Below are 20092 nucleotides of genomic sequence, written 5' to 3' on the forward strand. Positions count from 1 at the left end.
CCTAATCAAATTGCTATAATTTCGATTCCTTTTATGAGAAAATAGACGCAAAGAAATGAGGTGTTTTTATGGCAAAAATTTATTTAGCAGGTGGATGCTTCTGGGGATTGGAAGAGTACTTTTCTCGTATTGAAGGTGTTAAGAAAACGACAGTTGGCTACGCCAATGGTCAGGTGGAAGCAACCAACTACCAGCTGATTCATCAGACGGACCATGCAGAGACGGTTCATCTCATCTATGATGAAAAGCGGGTCAGTTTGCGGGAGATTCTGCTCTATTATTTCCGAGTTATTGATCCTCTGTCTGTCAATAAGCAGGGAAATGATGTAGGACGTCAGTATCGGACGGGTGTTTATTATACAGATGAAGGAGATAAGGCAGTCATTGAGCGGGTCTTTGCTGAGCAGGAAAAGCAGCTGGGATACAAGATTGCTGTTGAGCTGGAACCCTTACGACACTATGTATTAGCTGAAGACTACCATCAGGATTATCTCAAGAAAAATCCTGGTGGTTACTGTCATATCAATGTCAATGATGCCTATCAGCCCTTGGTCGATCCAGGCCAATACGAGAAGCCTACAGATGTGGAACTAAAAGAGCAGCTGACGGAAGAGCAGTATCAGGTGACCCAGCATAGTGCGACAGAGCGTCCTTTCCATAATGCCTACAATGCCACTTTTGAAGAAGGGATTTATGTTGATGTGACGACTGGTGAGCCCCTCTTTTTTGCTGGAGACAAGTTTGAGTCTGGTTGCGGCTGGCCTAGCTTTAGCCGGCCTATTGCCAGAGATGTTCTTAAATACTATGAAGACAAGAGTCACGGTATGGAGCGGATCGAAGTTCGTAGCCGTTCTGGCAACGCCCATCTGGGTCATGTCTTTACTGACGGCCCAGAAGCTGCAGGCGGTCTTCGCTACTGTATCAACTCAGCAGCTCTGCGATTTATTCCAAAGGAGAAAATGGAAGAAGAGGGCTATGGTTATCTGCTAGCCTATATGAAATAATGGCGGTTTTAAACCGTATCGTCTTTACTTTAAATAGTTTAGAAAATCCCTTGTACTATTTTTCTAAGCTTGTTATAATAGCTAAAATCTCTTTGATGTAAGTGTTGGGAAAGTGAGAAATTGAGATGAAAGTTTATACGAATGTCAATCTGGTAACCTGTGATAGCAAATTTCATATTTATCATGACGGTTTGCTAGTGGTGGATGGTAGTCAGATTGCTTACTGTGGGGATCATGATGAAGTTTGGCTAGCCAAATGTAGAGAAGTTGTGGATTATGAGGGAGCCTGGATTATGCCAGGTCTAGTCAACTGTCATACCCACTCTGCCATGACCCTGCTACGTGGGATTCGAGATGACAGCAATCTACATGAATGGTTGGAGGACTATATTTGGCCTGCAGAGAGCCAATTTACAGCCGATGTGACTACTAAAGCTGTCCAAGTAGCTTTGGCTGAGATGCTACAGTCGGGGACAACAACTTTTAATGACATGTATAATCCTCAGGGAGTGGATATTGACCAGATTTATCAGGCTGTGCGGCAGTCTGGTATGCGCTGTTATTTTTCTCCGACACTCTTTAGCTCAGCTTCTGAGACAGCAGAGGAGACACTAGCCAGAACACGGAGTATTATTGAGAACATTCTATCTTATCATGATGAAAATTTTCAAACCATGGTGGCGCCCCATTCGCCTTATGCCTGTGATGAAGATCTGCTCAAGGGCAGTCTTGAGTTAGCGCGTGAGCTGGATTTGAAGCTTCATATCCATGTAGCAGAAACGAAGGAAGAAAATAAAATTATCTTGGAGCGCTATGGTAAGCGACCACTGGCTTTCTTGAAAAGCTTAGGTTACTTGGAGCAGCCAGCCGTTTTTGCCCACGGAGTTGAGCTGAATCCGTCAGAGATTACGGATTTGGCGATTTCACCAGTCAGTATTGCTCATAATCCTATCAGTAATCTTAAGCTAGCATCTGGAATAGCTCCGGTGACCGACTTACTAGCCGCTGGGGTGACCGTTGGTCTAGCAACAGACTCTGTCGCTTCGAATAATAATCTAGATTTGTTTGAAGAAAGTCGGACAGCCGCGCTCCTTCAGAAAATGCGTACGGGTGATGCAACTCAATTTCCTATTGAGCAAGCCCTGAAAACCATGACCATTGAGGGTGCCAAGGCTTTAGGTTTTGAAGATAGAATTGGAAGCTTAGAAGTTGGAAAGCAAGCAGATTTTATTGTCATTCAACCAAAGGGGCGTCTCCACCTCTATCCTTTAGAAAATATGTTATCGCATCTCATTTATGCGGTTAAGGGAAGTGATGTTCAAGATGTCTATATTGCTGGCCGTCAGGTTGTCCGAGATGGCCACGTGCTCACAGTTGATGTAGGTAAATTATTTTAGCTCTAAGTATTTTAGCAATTTAGATCTCCAGAAGAAGGATAAGTACATTGACCAACCATGATACGAGGTTAGAACTGTAAAGTTCTAGCCTCGTTTTGTTATTCCTTAAGAAAATAGGATCAGAACCTGATTTGGACTTTTAGCAAGAGCCTGAAAGTGAGTAAATGTAAAAATATACTTGATTATAGTCGAAATAGGTATAAGATAGGCTGTGAATAGTGTATTTCGTGCTATTTTAATATTTACTATATTATATAGTTTATGTTACAATGGCTGTATCAGGAGGTGATAGATATGAGGCGATCTGATAGGAGAAAAGCTAGGCTCAAGAAACAGTGGTTTATCCTTGCTTTGTTGAGTACAGTTTTTATCTCTGCTAGTCTGATTTTGTTTTTTCAAAAGGAGATAGATGCTCATAAACAAAATAGAATAACAATCACTCCAAAGAAAGCTAAATCCTCTAAAATTCATTCTGAAGCTCGAACACAAACAGCTCGTATCATGGCAAATGGTGATTTACTCTATCATGACGGCCTTTATATGAGTGCTTTAAAAGCGGATGGGACTTATGATTTTTCGGAAAATTTCCAATATGCTAAGGAATGGCTGCGCCAAGCAGATCTTGTAATTGGAGATTTTGAAGGGACGATTAACCCAGATTTTCCATTAGCAGGCTATCCTCTTTTTAATGCACCAGAATCAGTTGTGCTAGCAATAAAGGATGCAGGTTACCAAGTGGTTGATTTAGCCCATAATCATATTTTAGATTCACAATTAGCAGGTGTCTTTTCGACAGCTCAAATGTTTGAAAGCAAGGGGATAACACCAATCGGTGTTTACACACATGAGCAGCGCAATCAGGCTCCATTGACAATAAAAGAAGTAAATGGCATAAAAATTGCGATGTTAGCTTATTCTTATGGTTTTAATGGTATGGAAGCTAATCTTAGCCAAGAAGAATATAATCAACATTTATCGACTCTCGATGAGGAAAAAATGCAGGCAGAGATTGAGCGAGCTGAAAAAGAAGCAGATATAACAGTTGTTATGTCACAGATGGGAGTTGAGTATCAGCTACAACCCACTGAAGAACAGGTGGCTCTTTATCACAAAATGATAGAGTGGGGAGCAGATATTATTTTTGGTGGGCATCCTCATGTAGTACAGCCGTCAGAAATTCTGGAAAAAAATGGACAGAAAAAATTGATTATTTACTCTATGGGGAACTTCATCTCCAATCAGCGGATCGAAACGATGGACGGGGTTGAGAATGCGCAGTGGACAGAGAGAGGGGTTCTGATGGATGTGACTGTTGAGAAAAACAAAAATGGTACCCAAATAAAAACAGCTCAGGCGCATCCAACATGGGTGAGTAGAAGAGAAAAAGGAAGCTATTCACCTGAAGGTTACCCACTGTATACCTATCAAACGCTTATTTTAGAGGATTTCATCGAAGGTGGGAAATACCGTCAACAGTTGGATGATGCGACTAAAGAGAGAGTTGACAGCGCTTATCAAGAAATGAAAGAACACATAGGTTTGCATTGGCCGTAAATAGTGTAGTAGCTTAACCAGAAGCATAAGGCTTCTGGTTTTTAAAGTCGTTATGGTAGGCTATCTAGTATAGGCATGGTATAATAAAGTCGTTCATGTGAAATAGTTTTAAAAGAAAAAGGAAGTATATGTTAGGATTAGGAACACTTTTTAATGCAGTAGGTGTCGTAGCTGGTGGCTTACTTGGTTTGACGATTGGTCATGTCTTGTCATCTAGAATTCAGGAGTCTTTGATGAAAGTTGCAGGTGTGTCTGTCTTGTTTTTAGGAGTGGCAGGCACTCTTGAAAAAATGTTGCAAGTGAGCAATGCTCAGCTCAAAGTCAATGGAGCCATGTTGCTAATTATTTGTTTGCTTACAGGGACGCTCATAGGGGAGATTCTCAATATTGAACGGGGCTTTGAACGTTTTGGCGAATGGCTCAAAAAAACAACCAGGAATGAGAAAGATTCCAGCTTTGTCGATGCTTTTTTAGTAACCTCATTAACGATTTGTGTCGGTGCTATGGGAATTGTGGGAGCTATACAAGATGGGCTAACTGGAGATTATTCTATTTTACTAGCTAAGGCAGTGTTGGATGCTATTGTTGTTTTAATTTTAACGGTTTCTGAAGGAAAGGGTGCCATCTTTTCTGTGATCCCACTTATTATCATTCAAGAGGGGATAACCTTATTGGCACAATTAATTTCGCCGATTATGACGATAGAAGCATTGGCTAATCTTTCGATGGTGGGCTCTGTTCTCATTTTTTGTGTAGGGACGAATCTTATCTGGGGAAAAATGTTCAAGGTTGCCAATATGTTGCCAGCTGTTATTTTAGCTATTCTCTGTAGTTTCTTACCCTTTTTTTGATAAATCAAAGAGGTTGGGACAAAAGTCCTAGCCTCTCAATTGTCTTTGGATTGTCGAGCAAAACGCAGTGGTTGAGTGGGCTCTACTACGCTGATTTCATCAGCTTTTACAGCCCTACTCAACTGTGCGGAGGTGGGACGACGAAATCGAATTCTAATGAATTACCGATTTCTGTCCCACTCTCTATTCACATTGTCATGAAAAAAAGAGATAGTCAAATGTTTCTAGAAGAAGCAATCATAGATATGGAATGAGCAAACTTGTGATGATAGGGTTGGGAGATTAGGTACTATATGAGCTAATTGTACGTTGTTCGATAGTGTGTACTGTTTTGATTTTTAATATATTAAGTAGTATAATGAGGGAAATGATAGGTTCTCTGTGAAGGAGTTTATATGTTGGATTCGTTTGTGAGACTAATTCTTTTTATTTCTGGAGCTTTTTTCCTCATTTTTATGATTGGTTTTATAAGTAGACGACGCTTCAAGCAAAGGTTAGAGGCTCATTGGGGAAGTCGTAAGCGTTTGGCTAAGGCTGATAGTGAAGCAAGTTTATATGAGTCTATGCTACTGGATATGGATTTGCAGCATTATGATAGTTTGATTGATGATCAAACTTGGAATGATTTGGATTTAGAAGCTATTTTTCAAGAAATTGATGCTGCTGCTCAGTCTAGTCTAGGATCGGAATATCTTTATAGCAAGCTTCGTTTGCAAAGCTTTGAGTCTGATTTGGTATTTGAGCAATTACAGATTTACTTACAGAAACATCCTAAAGAGCGTCTACAGTTACAATTTTTATTTGCCCAGTTAGGCAAGAAGAACTACAATCATGCTAAAAAATTAGTTTTGCGTCCTATTAAGCCGAATTATTGGTGGCCATTTTATATCTTACTTGGCTTGTTACCTCTTATTTCTTTAGGAATCATTTTTGTGGCTGACTCGCTAGGTCTCACTCTTTTTCTACTTAGTTTAGTGATGAATATTATTTTTTCGGCTCTGACCTGTTGGTCCTTGTCTATGCAGTTAGAAAATATGAGCTATCTGGTGCGGATTTTTTATGTAGCCGAAAAAATGAAAAAAATGGATTTTCCAGGACATGAAAAATTAAAACTCGCCCTCAAACCTTTTCATGCTTCACAGATTTTTGGCTCTGTTTTTAAAAATCAATCAGGAGGGTCTGAGCTAGAAATTGTATTGCTTTATCTAAATATGATTTTCTTAATTCCTCAAATGGCGCAGGCTTATATTTCTAGACAGATTTTGCATTACCAGCAAAGTGCTCAGTCAGTATTGGATATTTTAGGAAGGTTAGAAGCAGCGATCACTGTCTTAAACTACAAGGAATCTTTGCCATTTTACAGTAAGCCGTGCTTTTGTGAACAGGAAGGTGTTGAAGGGACAAAACTCTATCATCCTTTACTCCATCATCCTGTCTGCAATGATGTCAGCTTTTTGAAAAATATGATGATTAGTGGGGATAATGCTTCTGGAAAATCCACTTACCTGAGGACTGTTGCCGTTAATGTGATATTGGCGCAGAGTTTGAACTTTGCCTGTGCAGAAAGGATGAGCCTAGCATATGGATCCGTATTGACAGCGATGGATGTGACGGATAGCATCGAGGCAGGAGATAGCTATTTCATTGCAGAAAGTAAAACGATTAAACGAATGCTAGACAGCTTGGAGCAGGGTGGCATTCACTATTTGTTTATCGACGAGCTGTTTAAAGGTACGAATACTGTTGAGCGGATTGGAGCAGGGCTAGGTATAATAAAATGGCTAGCACACTGCCCATGTCTTTATATGATTTCTAGTCATGACGTTGAGTTAGTAGCGACATCATCGGATGTAAATGATCAGTTTCACTTTGATAGCCAATATCAGGATGGTGAGATTGTGTTTGATTATCAGATTAAACCAGGGAGCGCCTTGACTAAAAATGCAGTGAATACTTTAGAAAGTTTAGATTATCCTGAGGAAATTACGAATGGAGCGAGAACGATTATCGAGCAGTATGAAGAAAGTGGTCAATGGAGTCTATAGACAGGAAGGTAGAAAGCAATGGATATTAGAATGATAGCAACAGATATGGATGGAACTCTGTTAGATGCCCAAGGTCAGTTTGATAACAATCGTTTTGAAAAAATCTTAGACCAATTAGAAGAGCGTCACATTAAATTTGTCGTAGCAACTGGAAATGAAATTGGGCGTATGCGCAAGCTTTTTGGTCAAGATTTGATGGGGCGGATGACCTTTGTTGTGGCTAACGGTGCTCGAATTTTTGAAGGGAATAGCTTGCTTGCTGAGCAACACTGGGACAAAGCTTTGGTACAGGACGTTTTGGCATATTTTGCTGGCAAAGAACGAGACTATCATTTGGTTGCGAATCTTCATGATGGTGCTTATGCTCTGGAGGGGATGACTTTTCCAATGGTAGAGAAGTTTATGACTCAGGAAATGGCCAAGGAGTTTTACAAGCAGATTCATTTTATTAAAAATTTTCAAGAGCTAGACCAAACAGCAATTATTAAGATGAGCCTGGTAGTGGATGAGGAACAGGCCAGTCAGGTGACACGACAAATCAATCGACAATTTGAAGAGAAACTAAATGCGGTTACTAGTGGTTTTGGTGCAATTGATTTACTGCCGATAGGAATCCATAAAGGCTGGGGACTTCGTAACTTGATGAAACGTTGGAATATTGAGGAGCATCAAATCATGGCTTTTGGTGATAGTGAAAATGATGTGGAAATATTAGAGCTGGCGGGTTTTTCTTATGCAATGAAAAATGCTGAAAATAAGGCAAAAGAGGCCGCTAGATTTCAGGCACCAGCAAATACTGAAGCAGGAGTGCTACAAGTAATCGAACAATATTTAAAAGAAAGTTAAGGAAATGGCTGTACAGTTATTAGAACAATGGCTCTTAAAGGAGCAAGCAAAATTACAGGAAAACTACCGTAAGCTAAATCAGATTTCTGTGAAAGAGCCAGATATCATCTTTATTGGGGACTCCATTGTGGAATACTATCCACTCCATGAGCTGTTGCAGACGGATAAGACGGTTGTCAATCGTGGTATTCGAGGCTACAAGACAGATTTGCTTTTAGAAAATTTGGATGCCCATCTTTTTGGCCACGCCGTAGATAAGATTTTTCTTCTGATTGGAACTAATGATATTGGAAAGGAGATGGAGCAAGCAGAGACGTTGGGTAATATGGAAGAGATCATACAGTTTATTTCTCGCAATTATCCTCTAGCTCAGATCCAACTACTGTCTGTTTTGCCGGTCAATGAAGATCCCGCCTACAAGAGCACGGTCTATGTCCGCAGCAATGAAAAGATTCAGGCCCTGAATCAGGCCTATCGCCAGCTGACTAACGCCTACATGAACGTCCAGTTTATCGATCTCTACGATGCTTTTCTGGATGAGGAAGGTCAGCTTCGCCCAGACTACACAAGGGACGGCCTCCATCTGACCATTGCTGGCTATGCAGCCCTGTCCAAGGCTTTGCAGGAGATGTTATAGAGATAAAAATAGGGAGCGAAAAAAGCCCAACCAGACAAATCTTTAAAGGAAGATTTGTTTTTTAAAAACTTTTTGTTGACAAATGTAAATCTTAGGTGTAAAATAGCATCATAAGATTTACAAATGTAGATTTAGAAAGGAGAAGCCATGCAAATTTCCAATGCGGAATGGCGCATCATGAAGATTATCTGGATGGAAGGCAAGCAGACCAGCAGGGATTTGATCGCCGTCTTGTCCGAGCGCTTTGACTGGTCGAAGTCGACCATCAAGACCCTCTTGACGCGCTTGGTGGAGAAAGGATGTTTGACTAGAGAAAAATCAGGCAAAGCCTTTGTTTACTCGGCTTTGTTGAAGCAGGACCAGAGTTTAGACTTGGTCGTTGAGGATGTGAAAGACAAGGTTTGCTCCAAAAGGATTGTCCAGGTGCTTGAAAACTTGATTCAGGCGAGTGACTTTACGCTTGCAGATCTTAATCAGCTGCAGCAGGTCCTGGAAGAAAAGAAAGCAGAGGCTGTCGAAACAGTCCCTTGCAATTGTATGTAATAGAAAGAAGGAAATTCCATGTTTGGATTGTTGATTAGTATTGTTTGTTTACTTGTGGTTGCTTTTATTGCTTGGTGGTTCTTTGCAGAGCATGAAAAGGTAAGCGGCCACGCTCGTCAGAAATCAGGTTATCAAGAAATTGAAGTCGAAGTCATGGGGGGCTATTCGCCTGAAACCATTGTCCTGAAAAAGAATGTTCCAGCCCGGATCATCTTTAATCGCAAGGATCCATCTTCATGTCTGGCTCAAGTGATCTTTCCAGATTTTGGCGTTCATGAAGATTTGCCTTTAGGTGAAAAACATGTCATTGAAATTACGCCAGAAAAAGCGGGTGAATATGGGTATTCATGTGGAATGAACATGATGCATGGTCACATGATTGTGGAATAAAGGAGTAGGTATGGTAGAAAAACAAAAAGCAGTTGTGGAAAACGGAGTGCAAAAGATCCGTATTACAGCAGAAAAGGGCTATAGTCCCAAAGAATTTCAACTTCAAAAAGGGATCCCTGCTGAAATCACCTTCCATCGGGTCAATCCTTCCGGCTGTTACAAGGAAATTTTGTTTGAAGATCAGGGGATTTTAGAGCCTTTGGAAGTCGGTGTGGATAAGGTGATATCCTTTACTCCGACAGAAACAGGGGACTTCGAGTTTTCATGTGGAATGAAGATGCAAAAGGGTTCCTACACGGTTGTGGAAAAACGCCGTCGTGTCTTAAGTTTACGGGATCGCTTTTGGATTACTAGTATCTTTACCCTTCCTTTATTGATCTTGATGATCGGGATGATGGCAGGATTTGTATCCCATACAGTCAGTCGCTGGGGGACTTTTCTAGCGACAACGCCGATCATGTTGGTAGCAGGAGTTCCTTTTATCAAGAGTGCCTGGGCCTCATTTAAGAAGCACCATTCCAATATGGATACCTTGGTAGCTCTTGGAACCCTGGTAGCCTATGTCTATAGTGTATTTGCCCTTTTTACTGGTCAGCCAGTATACTTTGAGGCTGCGGGTTTTATCATCTTCTTTATCCTCTTAGGGCAAATCTTTGAAGAACGGATGCGTAACAATGCCTCCGAGGCTGTGGAAAAGTTGTTGGATTTGCAGGCAAAAACGGCTCAAGTTCTCCGTGATGGGAACTATGTCGAGGTGGCGGCAGAAGATATCCAAATTGATGACTTGATTCGGGTCCGTCCTGGGGAAAAGATTGCGGTTGATGGGACGATTGTAGAAGGAAGTACGACCATTGATGAGTCGATGGTGACAGGTGAAAGCTTGCCTGTGGAAAAATCAGTTGGTGATGCAGTTATCGGCTCCACTATCAACAGCAATGGGACCATTCTCTTTAAGGCTGAAAAAGTCGGTAGTGAGACCCTCTTATCTCAAATTGTGGACTTTGTCAAAATGGCCCAATCCAGTCGTGCTCCTATTCAAGATTTGACGGATAAGATTTCAGGTATCTTTGTTCCAGTGGTGACGATTTTGGCCATTGCGACTTTCTGGGTTTGGTCCGTGCTTCTGGGCGCGTCGCTTCAAGAGGCCATGCTCTATGCAGTCTCTGTCCTCATTATTGCCTGTCCTTGTGCCCTTGGTTTAGCAACCCCAACAGCCCTGATGGTCGGAACCGGCCGTAGTGCCAAGATGGGGGTTCTGATTAAAAATGGAACAGTTCTTCAAGAAGTGCAAAAGATTCAAACCGTTGTGTTTGATAAGACAGGGACTATTACCATTGGCCAACCACTTGTAACCGATGTTGTAGGAGATGAAGCGCGTGTCTTGACACTGGCTGCTAGTCTTGAAACTTTTTCAGAACATCCACTAGCCCAAGCGGTGTTATCCCAAGCAGAAGAAAAAGGTTTGGTGTTATTCCCTGTGGAAAACTTCCAAGCGATTGAAGGAAAAGGGGTCCAAGGTCAGATCGACCAGCAGTTGGTGACCTTGGGAAATGGCAAACTTCATGACGGGACAGCGATGGATCCGGAGCTTGAAAAACGGATGGTAGAGTTGCAAGAGCAGGCCAAAACAGTGATCAGTTTGTCTGTGGATGGGCAAGTGATTGGCTTGATTGCCATTCAAGATGCTCCGAAGGCCAGCTCAAAAGAAGCGATCAAAAAGCTCAAAGAACGGGGCTTGAAAACGGTCATGTTAACGGGGGATAATGAACGGGTGGCCCAAGCTATTGCTAAGCAAGTGGGAATTGACACCGTCATTGCTGATGTCCTTCCTCAAGAAAAAGCTAGCGCAATCCAAAAACTGCAAGAAGCTAGCAAGGTCGCCTTTGTTGGAGATGGGATCAATGATGCTCCAGCTCTCTCGATCGCGGATGTGGGGATCGCTATGGGATCTGGAACGGATATTGCGATCGAGTCCGGTGGCATCGTGCTCACGCAAAATGATTTACTTGGCGTTGTGCGCGCCTTTGACATGAGTCAAAAGACCTTCCGCAGGATCTTACTCAATCTCTTCTGGGCCTCTATCTACAATATCCTTGGGATTCCAATTGCTGCTGGAGTCTTTGTAGGACTGGAATTGACCCTCAATCCAGAACTAGCAGGTCTTGCTATGGCCCTTAGTTCTTTGTCTGTTTTGACTAGCTCGCTGCTTCTCAATGTTGAGAAAATTGATTAAATGAAATGAAAAGTGATACAGAATTTTGTATCGCTTTTTGTTTGATTTCCTACAGCTACAAGTCTTAGAGGTGCATGCAAATTATAATAAAATATCCTATTCTACTATAGCTTGTGAAATTTTCTCAAAAAAAGAGCATCTGTTATGTAATAGGGATTGAGCATCTCTGAGCAGATTCTTATATATGTGAATCTCTTTGTGATAAATTAATACTGTAATCGTTTTGTAAATCGTTTTCATGAGAAATGTCAGAAAAAACTCATTTTCAAAACGAAACCTGATCGCAAAGATGGAGTAGAAGCGCTACGGCTTTATCTATGTGGACCGGGACAATGAAGGCAGTGGAACACTCAAGCGCTCTAAGAAAAAATCCTTTGACTGGTACAAGGAAGTCATCGCGACTAACGGAGCGTCTGTGAAATAGAAACAAGGCTGAGATATGAATGTCTCAGCCTTGTTTTTGATTTGTCCCCATTCCGATCTTAGACTGATTTGGATGAGGACTGGGAAAGTTTTAGCGTTACGATCCCAACAAGAAATAGTATAAATGAATTTTCCTTTTATAAATCCTCAATAGCGAATCTTATACTTCTAAAGATAACTCTACAAAATACTCTAATCATTCTTTGCTTCCTTTCTACGTGTAATCCAGAAATATTGCTTTCTTTCATTGTAAGGAACAGGTTTCAAATATTCTTCAAGAAATTCTAAAATATTTCTAAAGATTTGTCCGAAGACGGCATTTCATTGACTTACGGCTTTTTCCTTGCTACACTAATAGTAAAAATGGAACAGAGGAGAAGGACTGTGGCTAGAATTCTGGTGATTGAAGACAATAATGATATTCATGCGATTCTGACAAGTCTGTTTGAGAAAGAACATGAAGTTTACTCAGCCTATTCGGGAACAGAAGGGCTGGCTGTTTTTGAGCGGGAAAAGCCTGATCTGGTCTTGCTGGATATCATGTTGCCTGGTAAGAATGGTGACCAAGTATTGAAGGAAATTCGCAGGACTAACAGCCAAGTGCCTATTCTGATGCTGACGGCGTTGGGAGAGAAGTCTTTGGTCAGCGAGTACCTTTTAAATGGAGCCAATGACTATATTGTCAAGCCCTTTAATCTGGATGAGGTCTTTGCCCGAGTGACAGTCCAGTTGCGCAGTCAGCATACCTCATCGGCTGAGGAAGAAAGTCTTTGTTTTAAGAATATTCAATTGTTGCCAGCAACTTTCCAGGCTGTTTGTGGAGAGCGAGAAGTTCGTTTGAGTAAAAAAGAATTTCAAATTTTTCAACTCTTGCTCCGCCATGCTAAAAAAATCTTTACTAAAGAAGCTTTGTTTGAATCTGTATGGGAAGAAGCCTATCTTCCTGGGGACAATACCCTCAATACTCATCTTAGCAACCTACGTAAAAAGCTGGCTCAGTTAGATCCATCCGAAGAGTACATTGAAACAGTTTGGGGCTTAGGTGTAAGACTCAAGGAGGACTGAAATGGGAGTTCTTGCATTTCTATTGGTCATTATCTGTTTGCTTTTGCTCCTCGTTTTGGTACGTTATCATATAGCAGTTAAGGATATAGCCCAGCAAATTCGCAAAAAGCGTCAACAGGCTAGTTCTAGTAGACTAGCTCCATCGGTCCATCTAGCAAGTATTCTAGAGCTGACTGAAGAGGTTGAAGAGGTCTTTCAGGAGCTGGATAAAACAACCTTTGTGGTTCAGCAAGAAAAGAAAACTTTGGATATGACAATTAGTAACATTGCTCATGATATTCGCACTCCTCTGACCATTGCTAGTGGCTATACCCAGCAACTACTTAAGGAAAACAGTCCAGAAAGTCAACAGTTAGTCAAAATTGCAGATAGTTTGGGTATGGTATCTAAACGCTTAGAGGCTTTGATGGAGTACCGCCGGTTGATGGAAGGTGCCATTCGACCAAGACTTGTTAAGGTGGATCTCACTCAGCTTGTGACCCAGCAACTTTTTGCTTACTATGATGCTTTTCAAAAGGCTCAGATTGATTTGGATCTTGATTTGACGGAAGGATTGTTTTTGACAACGGATCCTGAGATTTTAGAACGTATTATACAAAATATGATTAGCAACGTTCTGAAGCATGGGCGTAGGACAGCTAATATCTCTCTGAAAAAAGAGGGGGAACACTGCATTTTTACTGTCAAAAATATCGTCCAACAACCGATCTTACACCTAGATAAACTAACCAACCGTTTCTATTCAGAAAATCTCTCCAGCAGTGAGGAGTCCTCTGGTCTAGGTCTTTATATCACCCAGCAGCTAGTTGAAATCCTAGGGGGGGACTTGACCATGAAAGCAGAAGACGATTGGTTTGAACTAAGGGTTAGTTTGTAATAGTTGTGAAAATAGAAAAAAGAGAGTGGGACAGAAATCGGTAATTCGTCAGAATTCGATTTCGTCGTCCCACCTCCGCACAGTTGAGTAGGGCTGTAAAAGCTGATGAAATCAGCGTAGTAGAGCCCACTCAACCACTGCGTCTTGCTCGACAATCCAAAGACAATTGAGAGGCTAGGACTTTTGTCCCAGCCTCGTTTTTGCTTTTATAAGTCTCTCTTCTTGAGTGTAGCCAGTCCTGCGATGGTAAAGATCGTGATCAGACTGAGAGCAAAGATAGCTGTTTTGGTGATGACACCTGGTATTGAAGCGTCTTCGTAGAAGAACTCCATCTTGATAGCCTTGAACCATTCATTATTGGCATCGATCATTTGACTAGGGAGACTGAGCAAGATGTAGGTCATGATGTAGGTGATAAAGACGACACTATAGTTTCGAGTCAAGTAGAGGACAAAGCTGGTAATGCAGTACCAAGCATAGGTACAGATGACCTGCATGACAAAGAGTATTGCGAATTGTCCCCAGAAATTAGCTGGCAGGCTTCCCATATTACCGCCGGTTCGGACAAATTCGATGACAATACCAAAAATGTAGAGTAGTATGAACTGCATAGGAAGTAAGCTACCGATAGTCAGTGATTTAGAGAAGTAATACTGGGTCCGAGTCTTGCCTGTAGTCAGGTTATTGTGATAAAGTTTGTCATTGAGATCAACACCGAGAAGCAAGCTAGTCATGACATTGCAGGCAATAAAGATCATGCCAATGTTGTAGGAGACGACATCTATGGCAAAAAAGATACCGTTGTCGGAACTGACGGCCGTGGAAGTGAAAATGGCGAGGAGAATTCCAAAGATGCAGAAAGCCTGCACTCCCCAGAATCCTACGGAGCGGAAGAGACGGTAGTAATCCGCCTTGATACTATTAAACATGAGTGTTTCCTCCTTGTTGGTTGATTAAGTCTGTAAAGTATTTTTCTAAGTCTTTGTGGGCGTAGTAGATTTCCCCGATTGGGATGTCGGCTAGGACTAATTCCTTGGCAATCTTGCGAATTTCTTGTACTTGGCCGGAAATATGTAGCTCATCTTCCTTGTTGCTTGGTCTGAGTTGGTAGCCGAGCTTGTCTTGCACTAAATGAGCAGCTTGCTTGATATTATCCGTTTTGAGGATGATATAGTCGCCACTTTCTCGGTCAAATTCTTCTTTGGACAGCTCTTTGATGAAACGCCCTTGATTGATAAAGCCAAAGCGAGTTGCTACTAGATAGAGCTCGGACAGGATATGGCTGGAAATGATGATGGTGATGCCCAGTTCTTGGTTGAGGCGCTTGACCATTTCTCTAAATTCCTGAATCCCAACTGGGTCTAAGCCATTGATGGGCTCGTCCAGAATGAGCAAGTCGGGACGCCCCAAAATGGCAATGGCAATGCCCAACCGCTGTCTCATCCCCAGAGAGAAATTACGGAATTTCTTCTTTCCAGTATCAGTCAGGCCGACGTACTGCAGGGTTTCTTTGATGACTTTGTCAGCATTTGGAATGTCCCGGTCGGTACAGTAGTAACGCAGATTTTCATAGGCCGACATGTGGGCATGGGCTACAGGGGTTTCGATGACAGATCCAGTATGGCTGAGGGCTTTGGTCCATTCTTGATGGTTCTGAGAGTCTAGGACAGATACGGTTCCTCCGCTAGGATAGATGACTTGCGTGATGATTTTGATCAGCGTGGTCTTACCAGCACCGTTTTTACCGATGAGACCGTAGATCTCTCCTTTTTTGATGGAAAGACTGACATCTTTCAGAGCATACTGATCGCCGTATTTTTTAGTCAGTCCTTTCACTTCTAAAACATTTTGCATGATGTTTCTCCTTTAATTCTTTTGTTTATACTTTTAGTATACAAACTAAATTTCAAATATTTCTAAAGACTTTTTAAAGTATTTCTAAAGAAATATGAAATGAAAAAATTAATAGGAGCCAGTTAAGAACCAGCTCCTTTTTTACTATAAATCCTTTTTGTGGAAAGTATAGAGACTTGCTGCGGTGAAGACTGTTCCTAAAACCAAGGCGATTAGAACAATTCTTAAGGTTACGCCACTGCTCTGAAGCGTCTCAAAGTCAAAGCTCATGGTAAAATGCTGTAGCCATAAAGATTTGGGATAAAGTTGCGCAAGTGCGCCGGTTAAAGATGCGCAGAAAAGGTAACCTCCCAGGGCAGCAATCATAGATTTACTCAGATAAAGAATAAAGGAAATAATGGCTGTCCAAGCAATGACAGTTAGGCACTGCATAAAGAATAGAAGAATAAACTGAAGCAGGAAGGTGGCGGAAAACTCACCGATACCGTTTAGGATAGCAGCTAGGATAAAGTTGATGCTATAAAAGAGAGCTAGCTGCAGGAACGTTACGCAGACCATGACTAGGGCTTTAGAGACGAAGAAACTGGTACGGGAAACACCGCTGGTTAATGTGTTCTTGTAAAGCTGCTTGTTCAGATCTGTTCCAATGACGACCATAGAGAGGATAATGATGATAAAAGTATTATTACCGATAGCGTTGGACACCGCTTGTATCAGCTGGACGGCATTTAATTTGCCAAAGACTGCGCTCAAGGTCGTCAGTAGAAAAATGAATTCGGTAATCCAAACAGCCTTGGAACGAAAGAAACGGTAAAAATCTGCTTGAAAAGTATGTAACATGTTTTTTCTCCTTACTGGACTAAATCTGTAAAGTATTTTTCTAAATCTTTGTGAGCTGCATAGATACCATTGACATGAATGTTGGATAGGACCAACTCCCTGTTGATGTCATTTAATTCCTGTTCTTGGGCGACAATGTGCAGCTCATCAGATTTATCAGCATCCTTGAGTTGATAGTAGAGCTTACCTTGGATGAGATTGGCAGCCTGGTCTCTATCGCTGGTTTTGAGGACGATATAATCTTCGCTGGCTCGGTCAAAGTCGTCTTTGGTGAATTCTGCAACAAGCCGTCCTTGGTCAATCACCCCAAACTTGGTGGCTACCAGATAAAGCTCGGATAAGATGTGGCTGGAAATAATAAAAGTGATTCCCAACTCTTGGTTGAGTCGCTGAATCATCAGTCGGAATTCCTTGATGCCAAGAGGATCTAGGCCGTTGATAGGTTCGTCTAAAATCATGAGTTCAGGCTTGTTTATAAGGGCAATAGCGATTCCCAAGCGCTGCTTCATTCCTAGCGAAAAGTTACGGAATTGCTTTTTACCAGTATTGCTCAATCCGACATAGGCCAGGGTTTCCTTGATGAGCTGGTCGGGCTGGGCAATCTGGTGGACCTTGCAGTAGTAGTTGAGATTTTGATAAGCAGTCATTTGATTGTAAGCGACCGGTGTTTCGATGACGGTTCCTATCTTACGCAGGGCTTCATTCCATTCCTTAGAGTTCTGCGAACCAAAGACAGACACGGTTCCGCTGTTGGTGTGAATGAGCCGGCTAATGGTCTTGAGAAGAGTGGTTTTGCCAGCTCCATTCTTGCCGATTAAACCGTAAATTTCGCCTTTCTGGATCGAAAGACTCACATGATCAAGGGCATATTGCTGGCCATATTGTTTGGTAACTTGCTTTACTTCTAAAACAGTTTGCATGGTATATTCTCGCTTTCTTAGGTTTAACTATAGTATACAAACTAAATTTCAAATATTTCTCAAGTCTTTTTAAAGTATTTCTAAAGAAATACGAAATGCAAAAACAAACAAAAAGAGCTAGTCAGGGACTAACTCGGTATATTTATAAGTCTTGATGTTGGAAGGCCTGATAGCCCCCAAAAAGGGATCCGGCAAGGATCAAGAATGTGAAGAAATCGGAATTTAGTTGAGGGGAAATAGCGTGGAGACCAGCCTGAAGCATTATCAGGACAAAAAAGGTTAGATAACTGGCTAAGGTGGAGTAGGTCAGGTAGAGTAAGCAGGCAAAGGCAGAACTACAGGCCATGATAAAGACGTAGGCACGAAAGAAGGATAGAGAAAAACTTTCAAAGAAATCTATGGGCATGCTCCCAGGCCCATGAAAGATGCTTCCCAAGATAAAAGCTGTGGCAAATACGGTAACCAATTGAATAAGACTGGTAGTTGCAAGGGTAGCAGTTTTAAATAGATAAAATTCTTTTCGCGAAAGACCACTAGCCAATGTATTCTTGTAGAGTTTTTTAGTCAGGTCTCGCCCCAATAAAGAAGTAGTGAGGACAAGAACTACAATCATGACAAAGGGGAGGAAATCGTGAGCGACTTGATTGAGGGCTTGAAATCCTGTCCATCCTTGACTGACTATTTCATCCTGTCTAGAAGGTATAGAAACATATAAGCTAAAGCGAGCTTCTCCAAAAGAACTAACGAAGATGAGGAGGAAGAGCAGACCCTCTATTATCAAAAAAAGTTTGGAACGGGTGAGCTGGAAGAGTTCCGCCTGAATGATGTGTAACATGGAATTTCCTCCTATTGTTTAAAATACTACTAGCATCTTATAAATTTTTTGTTTTAAAAATCTTCAGTCCCCCAATGAGAAAGAGGAAGGTAACAGCTGATGTTGTAAGGATGGCCTTGATGACAGTTCCTCCATCAGCTGCCATAGCAGTGTTGAAACGTAGAGTGAGATAGAGGAGCCATTCATTATCAGGATAAAAGATAAGAGGAATAGATAGTAGGGCTCCACCAATAAAATAGGTTAAAAAGCTAGATACGATAGAGTGACTGGCATAGAGGACCAAAGAGATGATACTAATCCAAGCGATGGTGCTGAGAAATTGAACGAAGAGAGCAGCACCCAACTGACTCCAAAAGTGGCTAGGTGCGGTTCCCATTCCGTTGGATAGGCTAGCAGTCACAAAAGAGATAGATAAAATAAGCAGGAAGTGAAAGGCTGCGATGCTAACACAAACAAAGAACTTAGAAAAATAATAGCTGAGTTTAGAGATGCCGTAGCTGAGGCAGTTTTTGTAGAGCTTTCGTGATAGATCCACCCCAAGGACCATACTGATAATAATGATGGTGAAAAAGAGCAAACTGTCTGTATTACCTGCAAAGTAGTTCAGGGCTTGAATCCCAGTTAACTTTCCCAAGGTTTGAGTAGCAGTTTCGTGGTAGGAAATATTTGCTCCAAAACGGATATTTGATTGAAATAGGGTTCCCAGAGACATGACACAAAATAGTGCAAATTCTGTAATCCAAAAGCCTTTTGAATGTATAAGCCGGTAAAAATCGGCACGAATGAAGTCTTTCATAATGAGCCTCCCTTTGTTATTCAACTAAATCCGTAAAGAAATTTTCCAGATTTTGACGTGCATAGTAGATTTCTTGCACAGGTAGACCTGCACCTACAAGTTCTTCTACAATCTTGCTGATTTGGTGCGAATGAGTGAAAATATGAATTTCGTCAGAAGCATTGACCACCTTAATACGATAATTGAGCTGGTCATGAATAAGCCGGCTGGCTTCTTCTAATTTGGAAGTTTTAAGAACAATATAGTCTTCGCTTTGCTCTTCAAACTCAGACTTAGAAATTTCTCGAATTAGTCGGCCTTGTTCGATGATGCCAAACTTTGTTCCCACTAAATAGAGTTCAGATAAGATGTGGCTGGAGATGATAAAGGTTATCCTCAATTCTTCGTTGAGCCGTTGGACCATTTGACGGAATTCTTTAATACCGACTGGGTCTAAACCGTTGATCGGTTCGTCTAGAATCATCAAATCTGGCTTAGATAGCAAAGCGATAGCAATACCCAAACGTTGCTTCATACCGAGTGAAAAATCTCTGAATTTCTTCTTGCCAGTATCCGTTAAGTTTACGTATTCCAAGGTTTCTTGGATAACCTTGTCAGCATGAGGGATATGGCGGAGTTTGCAGTAGTAGTTGAGATTTTCATGGGCTGTCAAGTGGTTGTGAGCAACCGGAGTTTCGATGACAGACCCGACCCGCTTGAGGCCTTGCATCCATTCTTTTTGATTTTGAGAACCAAAAAGAGAAACACTGCCATTATCTACCTCTAGTAACTGAGCGATAATCTTAATGAGGGTCGTTTTTCCGGCTCCATTTTTCCCGATAAGACCGTAAATGTCACCTTTTTTGATGGTCAGACTAACGTCGGTCAAGGCATATTGTTGGCCGAATTTCTTGCTAACTTGCTGGATAACCAAAATATTTTCCATGATGAGTTCTCCTTGTATAGATAGGGAGAGGAAGCTCTCTTTTCACTATTCAGTATA

The 20092-nt window shown here is 41.6% G+C and carries 19 protein-coding genes and 1 pseudogene; 13 read left to right on the forward strand and 7 right to left on the reverse strand.

Annotated elements, in window-relative coordinates; genetic code table 11:
- Positions 1–68: 68 nt before the first annotated feature.
- From msrB to HMPREF9182_RS07515, 13 genes and pseudogenes are all read left to right on the forward strand, one after another.
- Positions 69–1004 carry a peptide-methionine (R)-S-oxide reductase MsrB gene (gene msrB, locus HMPREF9182_RS07460; RefSeq protein WP_009754645.1) on the forward strand — a complete coding sequence of 312 codons (936 nt, stop codon included), beginning with the start codon at positions 69–71 and terminating at the stop codon, positions 1002–1004.
- Positions 1005–1129: 125 nt separating this feature from the next.
- On the forward strand, positions 1130–2401 hold the full coding sequence (locus HMPREF9182_RS07465; protein WP_009754703.1) for a TRZ/ATZ family protein: 1272 nt from the start codon (positions 1130–1132) through the stop codon (positions 2399–2401).
- A gap of 294 nt (positions 2402–2695) precedes the next feature.
- Positions 2696–3955: a CapA family protein gene (locus HMPREF9182_RS07470; RefSeq protein WP_009443720.1), complete on the forward strand. Its 1260-nt coding sequence runs from the start codon at positions 2696–2698 to the stop codon at positions 3953–3955.
- Positions 3956–4083: 128 nt separating this feature from the next.
- Positions 4084–4806 carry a DUF554 domain-containing protein gene (locus tag HMPREF9182_RS07475; RefSeq protein WP_009443715.1) on the forward strand — a complete coding sequence of 241 codons (723 nt, stop codon included), beginning with the start codon at positions 4084–4086 and terminating at the stop codon, positions 4804–4806.
- 395 nt (positions 4807–5201) lie between these two features.
- A complete protein-coding gene (locus tag HMPREF9182_RS07480) occupies positions 5202–6851 on the forward strand; it encodes a MutS-related protein (RefSeq protein ID WP_009443930.1) in 1650 nt (549 codons plus the stop codon).
- Between the two features lie 18 nt (positions 6852–6869).
- Positions 6870–7697: a Cof-type HAD-IIB family hydrolase gene (locus HMPREF9182_RS07485; RefSeq protein WP_009754450.1), complete on the forward strand. Its 828-nt coding sequence runs from the start codon at positions 6870–6872 to the stop codon at positions 7695–7697.
- Positions 7698–7701: 4 nt separating this feature from the next.
- Entirely contained in the window at positions 7702–8334 is a 633-nt protein-coding gene (locus tag HMPREF9182_RS07490) for an SGNH/GDSL hydrolase family protein (protein WP_009443632.1), read from the forward strand.
- Between the two features lie 147 nt (positions 8335–8481).
- A complete protein-coding gene (locus HMPREF9182_RS07495) occupies positions 8482–8877 on the forward strand; it encodes a CopY/TcrY family copper transport repressor (RefSeq protein WP_009754649.1) in 396 nt (131 codons plus the stop codon).
- Positions 8878–8895: 18 nt separating this feature from the next.
- Positions 8896–9267 carry a cupredoxin domain-containing protein gene (locus HMPREF9182_RS07500; RefSeq protein ID WP_002901455.1) on the forward strand — a complete coding sequence of 124 codons (372 nt, stop codon included), beginning with the start codon at positions 8896–8898 and terminating at the stop codon, positions 9265–9267.
- Positions 9268–9277: 10 nt separating this feature from the next.
- Positions 9278–11500, forward strand: coding sequence for a heavy metal translocating P-type ATPase (locus HMPREF9182_RS07505; RefSeq protein ID WP_009443539.1), 2223 nt, complete (start codon positions 9278–9280; stop codon positions 11498–11500).
- A 298-nt stretch (positions 11501–11798) separates the two neighbouring features.
- Positions 11799–11924 (forward strand): annotated as a pseudogene (locus HMPREF9182_RS10060) (family 1 glycosylhydrolase); the annotation flags it as partial.
- Between the two features lie 383 nt (positions 11925–12307).
- Positions 12308–12988, forward strand: coding sequence for a response regulator transcription factor (locus tag HMPREF9182_RS07510; protein ID WP_009754327.1), 681 nt, complete (start codon positions 12308–12310; stop codon positions 12986–12988).
- 1 nt (position 12989) lies between these two features.
- Positions 12990–13865: a sensor histidine kinase gene (locus HMPREF9182_RS07515; protein ID WP_009443809.1), complete on the forward strand. Its 876-nt coding sequence runs from the start codon at positions 12990–12992 to the stop codon at positions 13863–13865.
- A 206-nt stretch (positions 13866–14071) separates the two neighbouring features.
- Here HMPREF9182_RS07515 and HMPREF9182_RS07520 read toward each other — a convergent pair whose 3' ends face one another.
- The 7 genes from HMPREF9182_RS07520 to HMPREF9182_RS07550 all read right to left on the reverse strand — a co-directional run bounded on the left by HMPREF9182_RS07520 (position 14072) and on the right by HMPREF9182_RS07550 (position 20035).
- Positions 14072–14794 (reverse strand): lantibiotic ABC transporter permease, encoded by a 723-nt coding sequence (locus tag HMPREF9182_RS07520; RefSeq protein WP_009754630.1) that lies wholly within the window; start codon positions 14792–14794, stop codon positions 14072–14074.
- The gene (locus HMPREF9182_RS07525; RefSeq protein WP_009443118.1) at positions 14787–15719 is read right to left on the reverse strand and encodes an ABC transporter ATP-binding protein; all 933 of its coding nucleotides are present in this window, start codon (positions 15717–15719) and stop codon (positions 14787–14789) included. Before HMPREF9182_RS07525 ends, HMPREF9182_RS07520 begins: the two co-directional genes overlap by 8 nt.
- Before the next feature lie 144 nt (positions 15720–15863).
- Positions 15864–16559, reverse strand: coding sequence for an ABC transporter permease (locus HMPREF9182_RS07530; protein WP_009443603.1), 696 nt, complete (start codon positions 16557–16559; stop codon positions 15864–15866).
- Positions 16560–16570: 11 nt separating this feature from the next.
- Entirely contained in the window at positions 16571–17479 is a 909-nt protein-coding gene (locus HMPREF9182_RS07535; RefSeq protein ID WP_009754843.1) for an ABC transporter ATP-binding protein, read from the reverse strand.
- A 142-nt stretch (positions 17480–17621) separates the two neighbouring features.
- Complete coding sequence (locus HMPREF9182_RS07540; protein ID WP_009444006.1) at positions 17622–18314, reverse strand: lantibiotic ABC transporter permease; 693 nt, start codon at positions 18312–18314, stop codon at positions 17622–17624.
- A 37-nt stretch (positions 18315–18351) separates the two neighbouring features.
- Positions 18352–19110 carry an ABC transporter permease gene (locus tag HMPREF9182_RS07545; RefSeq protein WP_009754449.1) on the reverse strand — a complete coding sequence of 253 codons (759 nt, stop codon included), beginning with the start codon at positions 19108–19110 and terminating at the stop codon, positions 18352–18354.
- Positions 19111–19126: 16 nt separating this feature from the next.
- Entirely contained in the window at positions 19127–20035 is a 909-nt protein-coding gene (locus HMPREF9182_RS07550) for an ATP-binding cassette domain-containing protein (protein ID WP_009444013.1), read from the reverse strand.
- Positions 20036–20092 lie beyond the last annotated feature (57 nt).

It is taken from the genome of Streptococcus sp. oral taxon 056 str. F0418, from assembly GCF_000220065.1.
Classification (GTDB): Bacteria; Bacillota; Bacilli; order Lactobacillales; family Streptococcaceae; genus Streptococcus.

Coding starts and splice junctions, on each gene's coding strand:
- msrB (WP_009754645.1), top strand. CDS start 69: ATGGCAAAAATTTATTTAGCAGGTGGATGCTTCTGGGGATTGGAAGAG.
- HMPREF9182_RS07465 (WP_009754703.1), top strand. CDS start 1,130: ATGAAAGTTTATACGAATGTCAATCTGGTAACCTGTGATAGCAAATTT.
- HMPREF9182_RS07470 (WP_009443720.1), top strand. CDS start 2,696: ATGAGGCGATCTGATAGGAGAAAAGCTAGGCTCAAGAAACAGTGGTTT.
- HMPREF9182_RS07475 (WP_009443715.1), top strand. CDS start 4,084: ATGTTAGGATTAGGAACACTTTTTAATGCAGTAGGTGTCGTAGCTGGT.
- HMPREF9182_RS07480 (WP_009443930.1), top strand. CDS start 5,202: ATGTTGGATTCGTTTGTGAGACTAATTCTTTTTATTTCTGGAGCTTTT.
- HMPREF9182_RS07485 (WP_009754450.1), top strand. CDS start 6,870: ATGGATATTAGAATGATAGCAACAGATATGGATGGAACTCTGTTAGAT.
- HMPREF9182_RS07490 (WP_009443632.1), top strand. CDS start 7,702: ATGGCTGTACAGTTATTAGAACAATGGCTCTTAAAGGAGCAAGCAAAA.
- HMPREF9182_RS07495 (WP_009754649.1), top strand. CDS start 8,482: ATGCAAATTTCCAATGCGGAATGGCGCATCATGAAGATTATCTGGATG.
- HMPREF9182_RS07500 (WP_002901455.1), top strand. CDS start 8,896: ATGTTTGGATTGTTGATTAGTATTGTTTGTTTACTTGTGGTTGCTTTT.
- HMPREF9182_RS07505 (WP_009443539.1), top strand. CDS start 9,278: ATGGTAGAAAAACAAAAAGCAGTTGTGGAAAACGGAGTGCAAAAGATC.
- HMPREF9182_RS07515 (WP_009443809.1), top strand. CDS start 12,990: ATGGGAGTTCTTGCATTTCTATTGGTCATTATCTGTTTGCTTTTGCTC.
- HMPREF9182_RS07520 (WP_009754630.1), bottom strand. CDS start 14,794: ATGTTTAATAGTATCAAGGCGGATTACTACCGTCTCTTCCGCTCCGTA.
- HMPREF9182_RS07525 (WP_009443118.1), bottom strand. CDS start 15,719: ATGCAAAATGTTTTAGAAGTGAAAGGACTGACTAAAAAATACGGCGAT.
- HMPREF9182_RS07530 (WP_009443603.1), bottom strand. CDS start 16,559: ATGTTACATACTTTTCAAGCAGATTTTTACCGTTTCTTTCGTTCCAAG.
- HMPREF9182_RS07535 (WP_009754843.1), bottom strand. CDS start 17,479: ATGCAAACTGTTTTAGAAGTAAAGCAAGTTACCAAACAATATGGCCAG.
- HMPREF9182_RS07540 (WP_009444006.1), bottom strand. CDS start 18,314: ATGTTACACATCATTCAGGCGGAACTCTTCCAGCTCACCCGTTCCAAA.
- HMPREF9182_RS07545 (WP_009754449.1), bottom strand. CDS start 19,110: ATGAAAGACTTCATTCGTGCCGATTTTTACCGGCTTATACATTCAAAA.
- HMPREF9182_RS07550 (WP_009444013.1), bottom strand. CDS start 20,035: ATGGAAAATATTTTGGTTATCCAGCAAGTTAGCAAGAAATTCGGCCAA.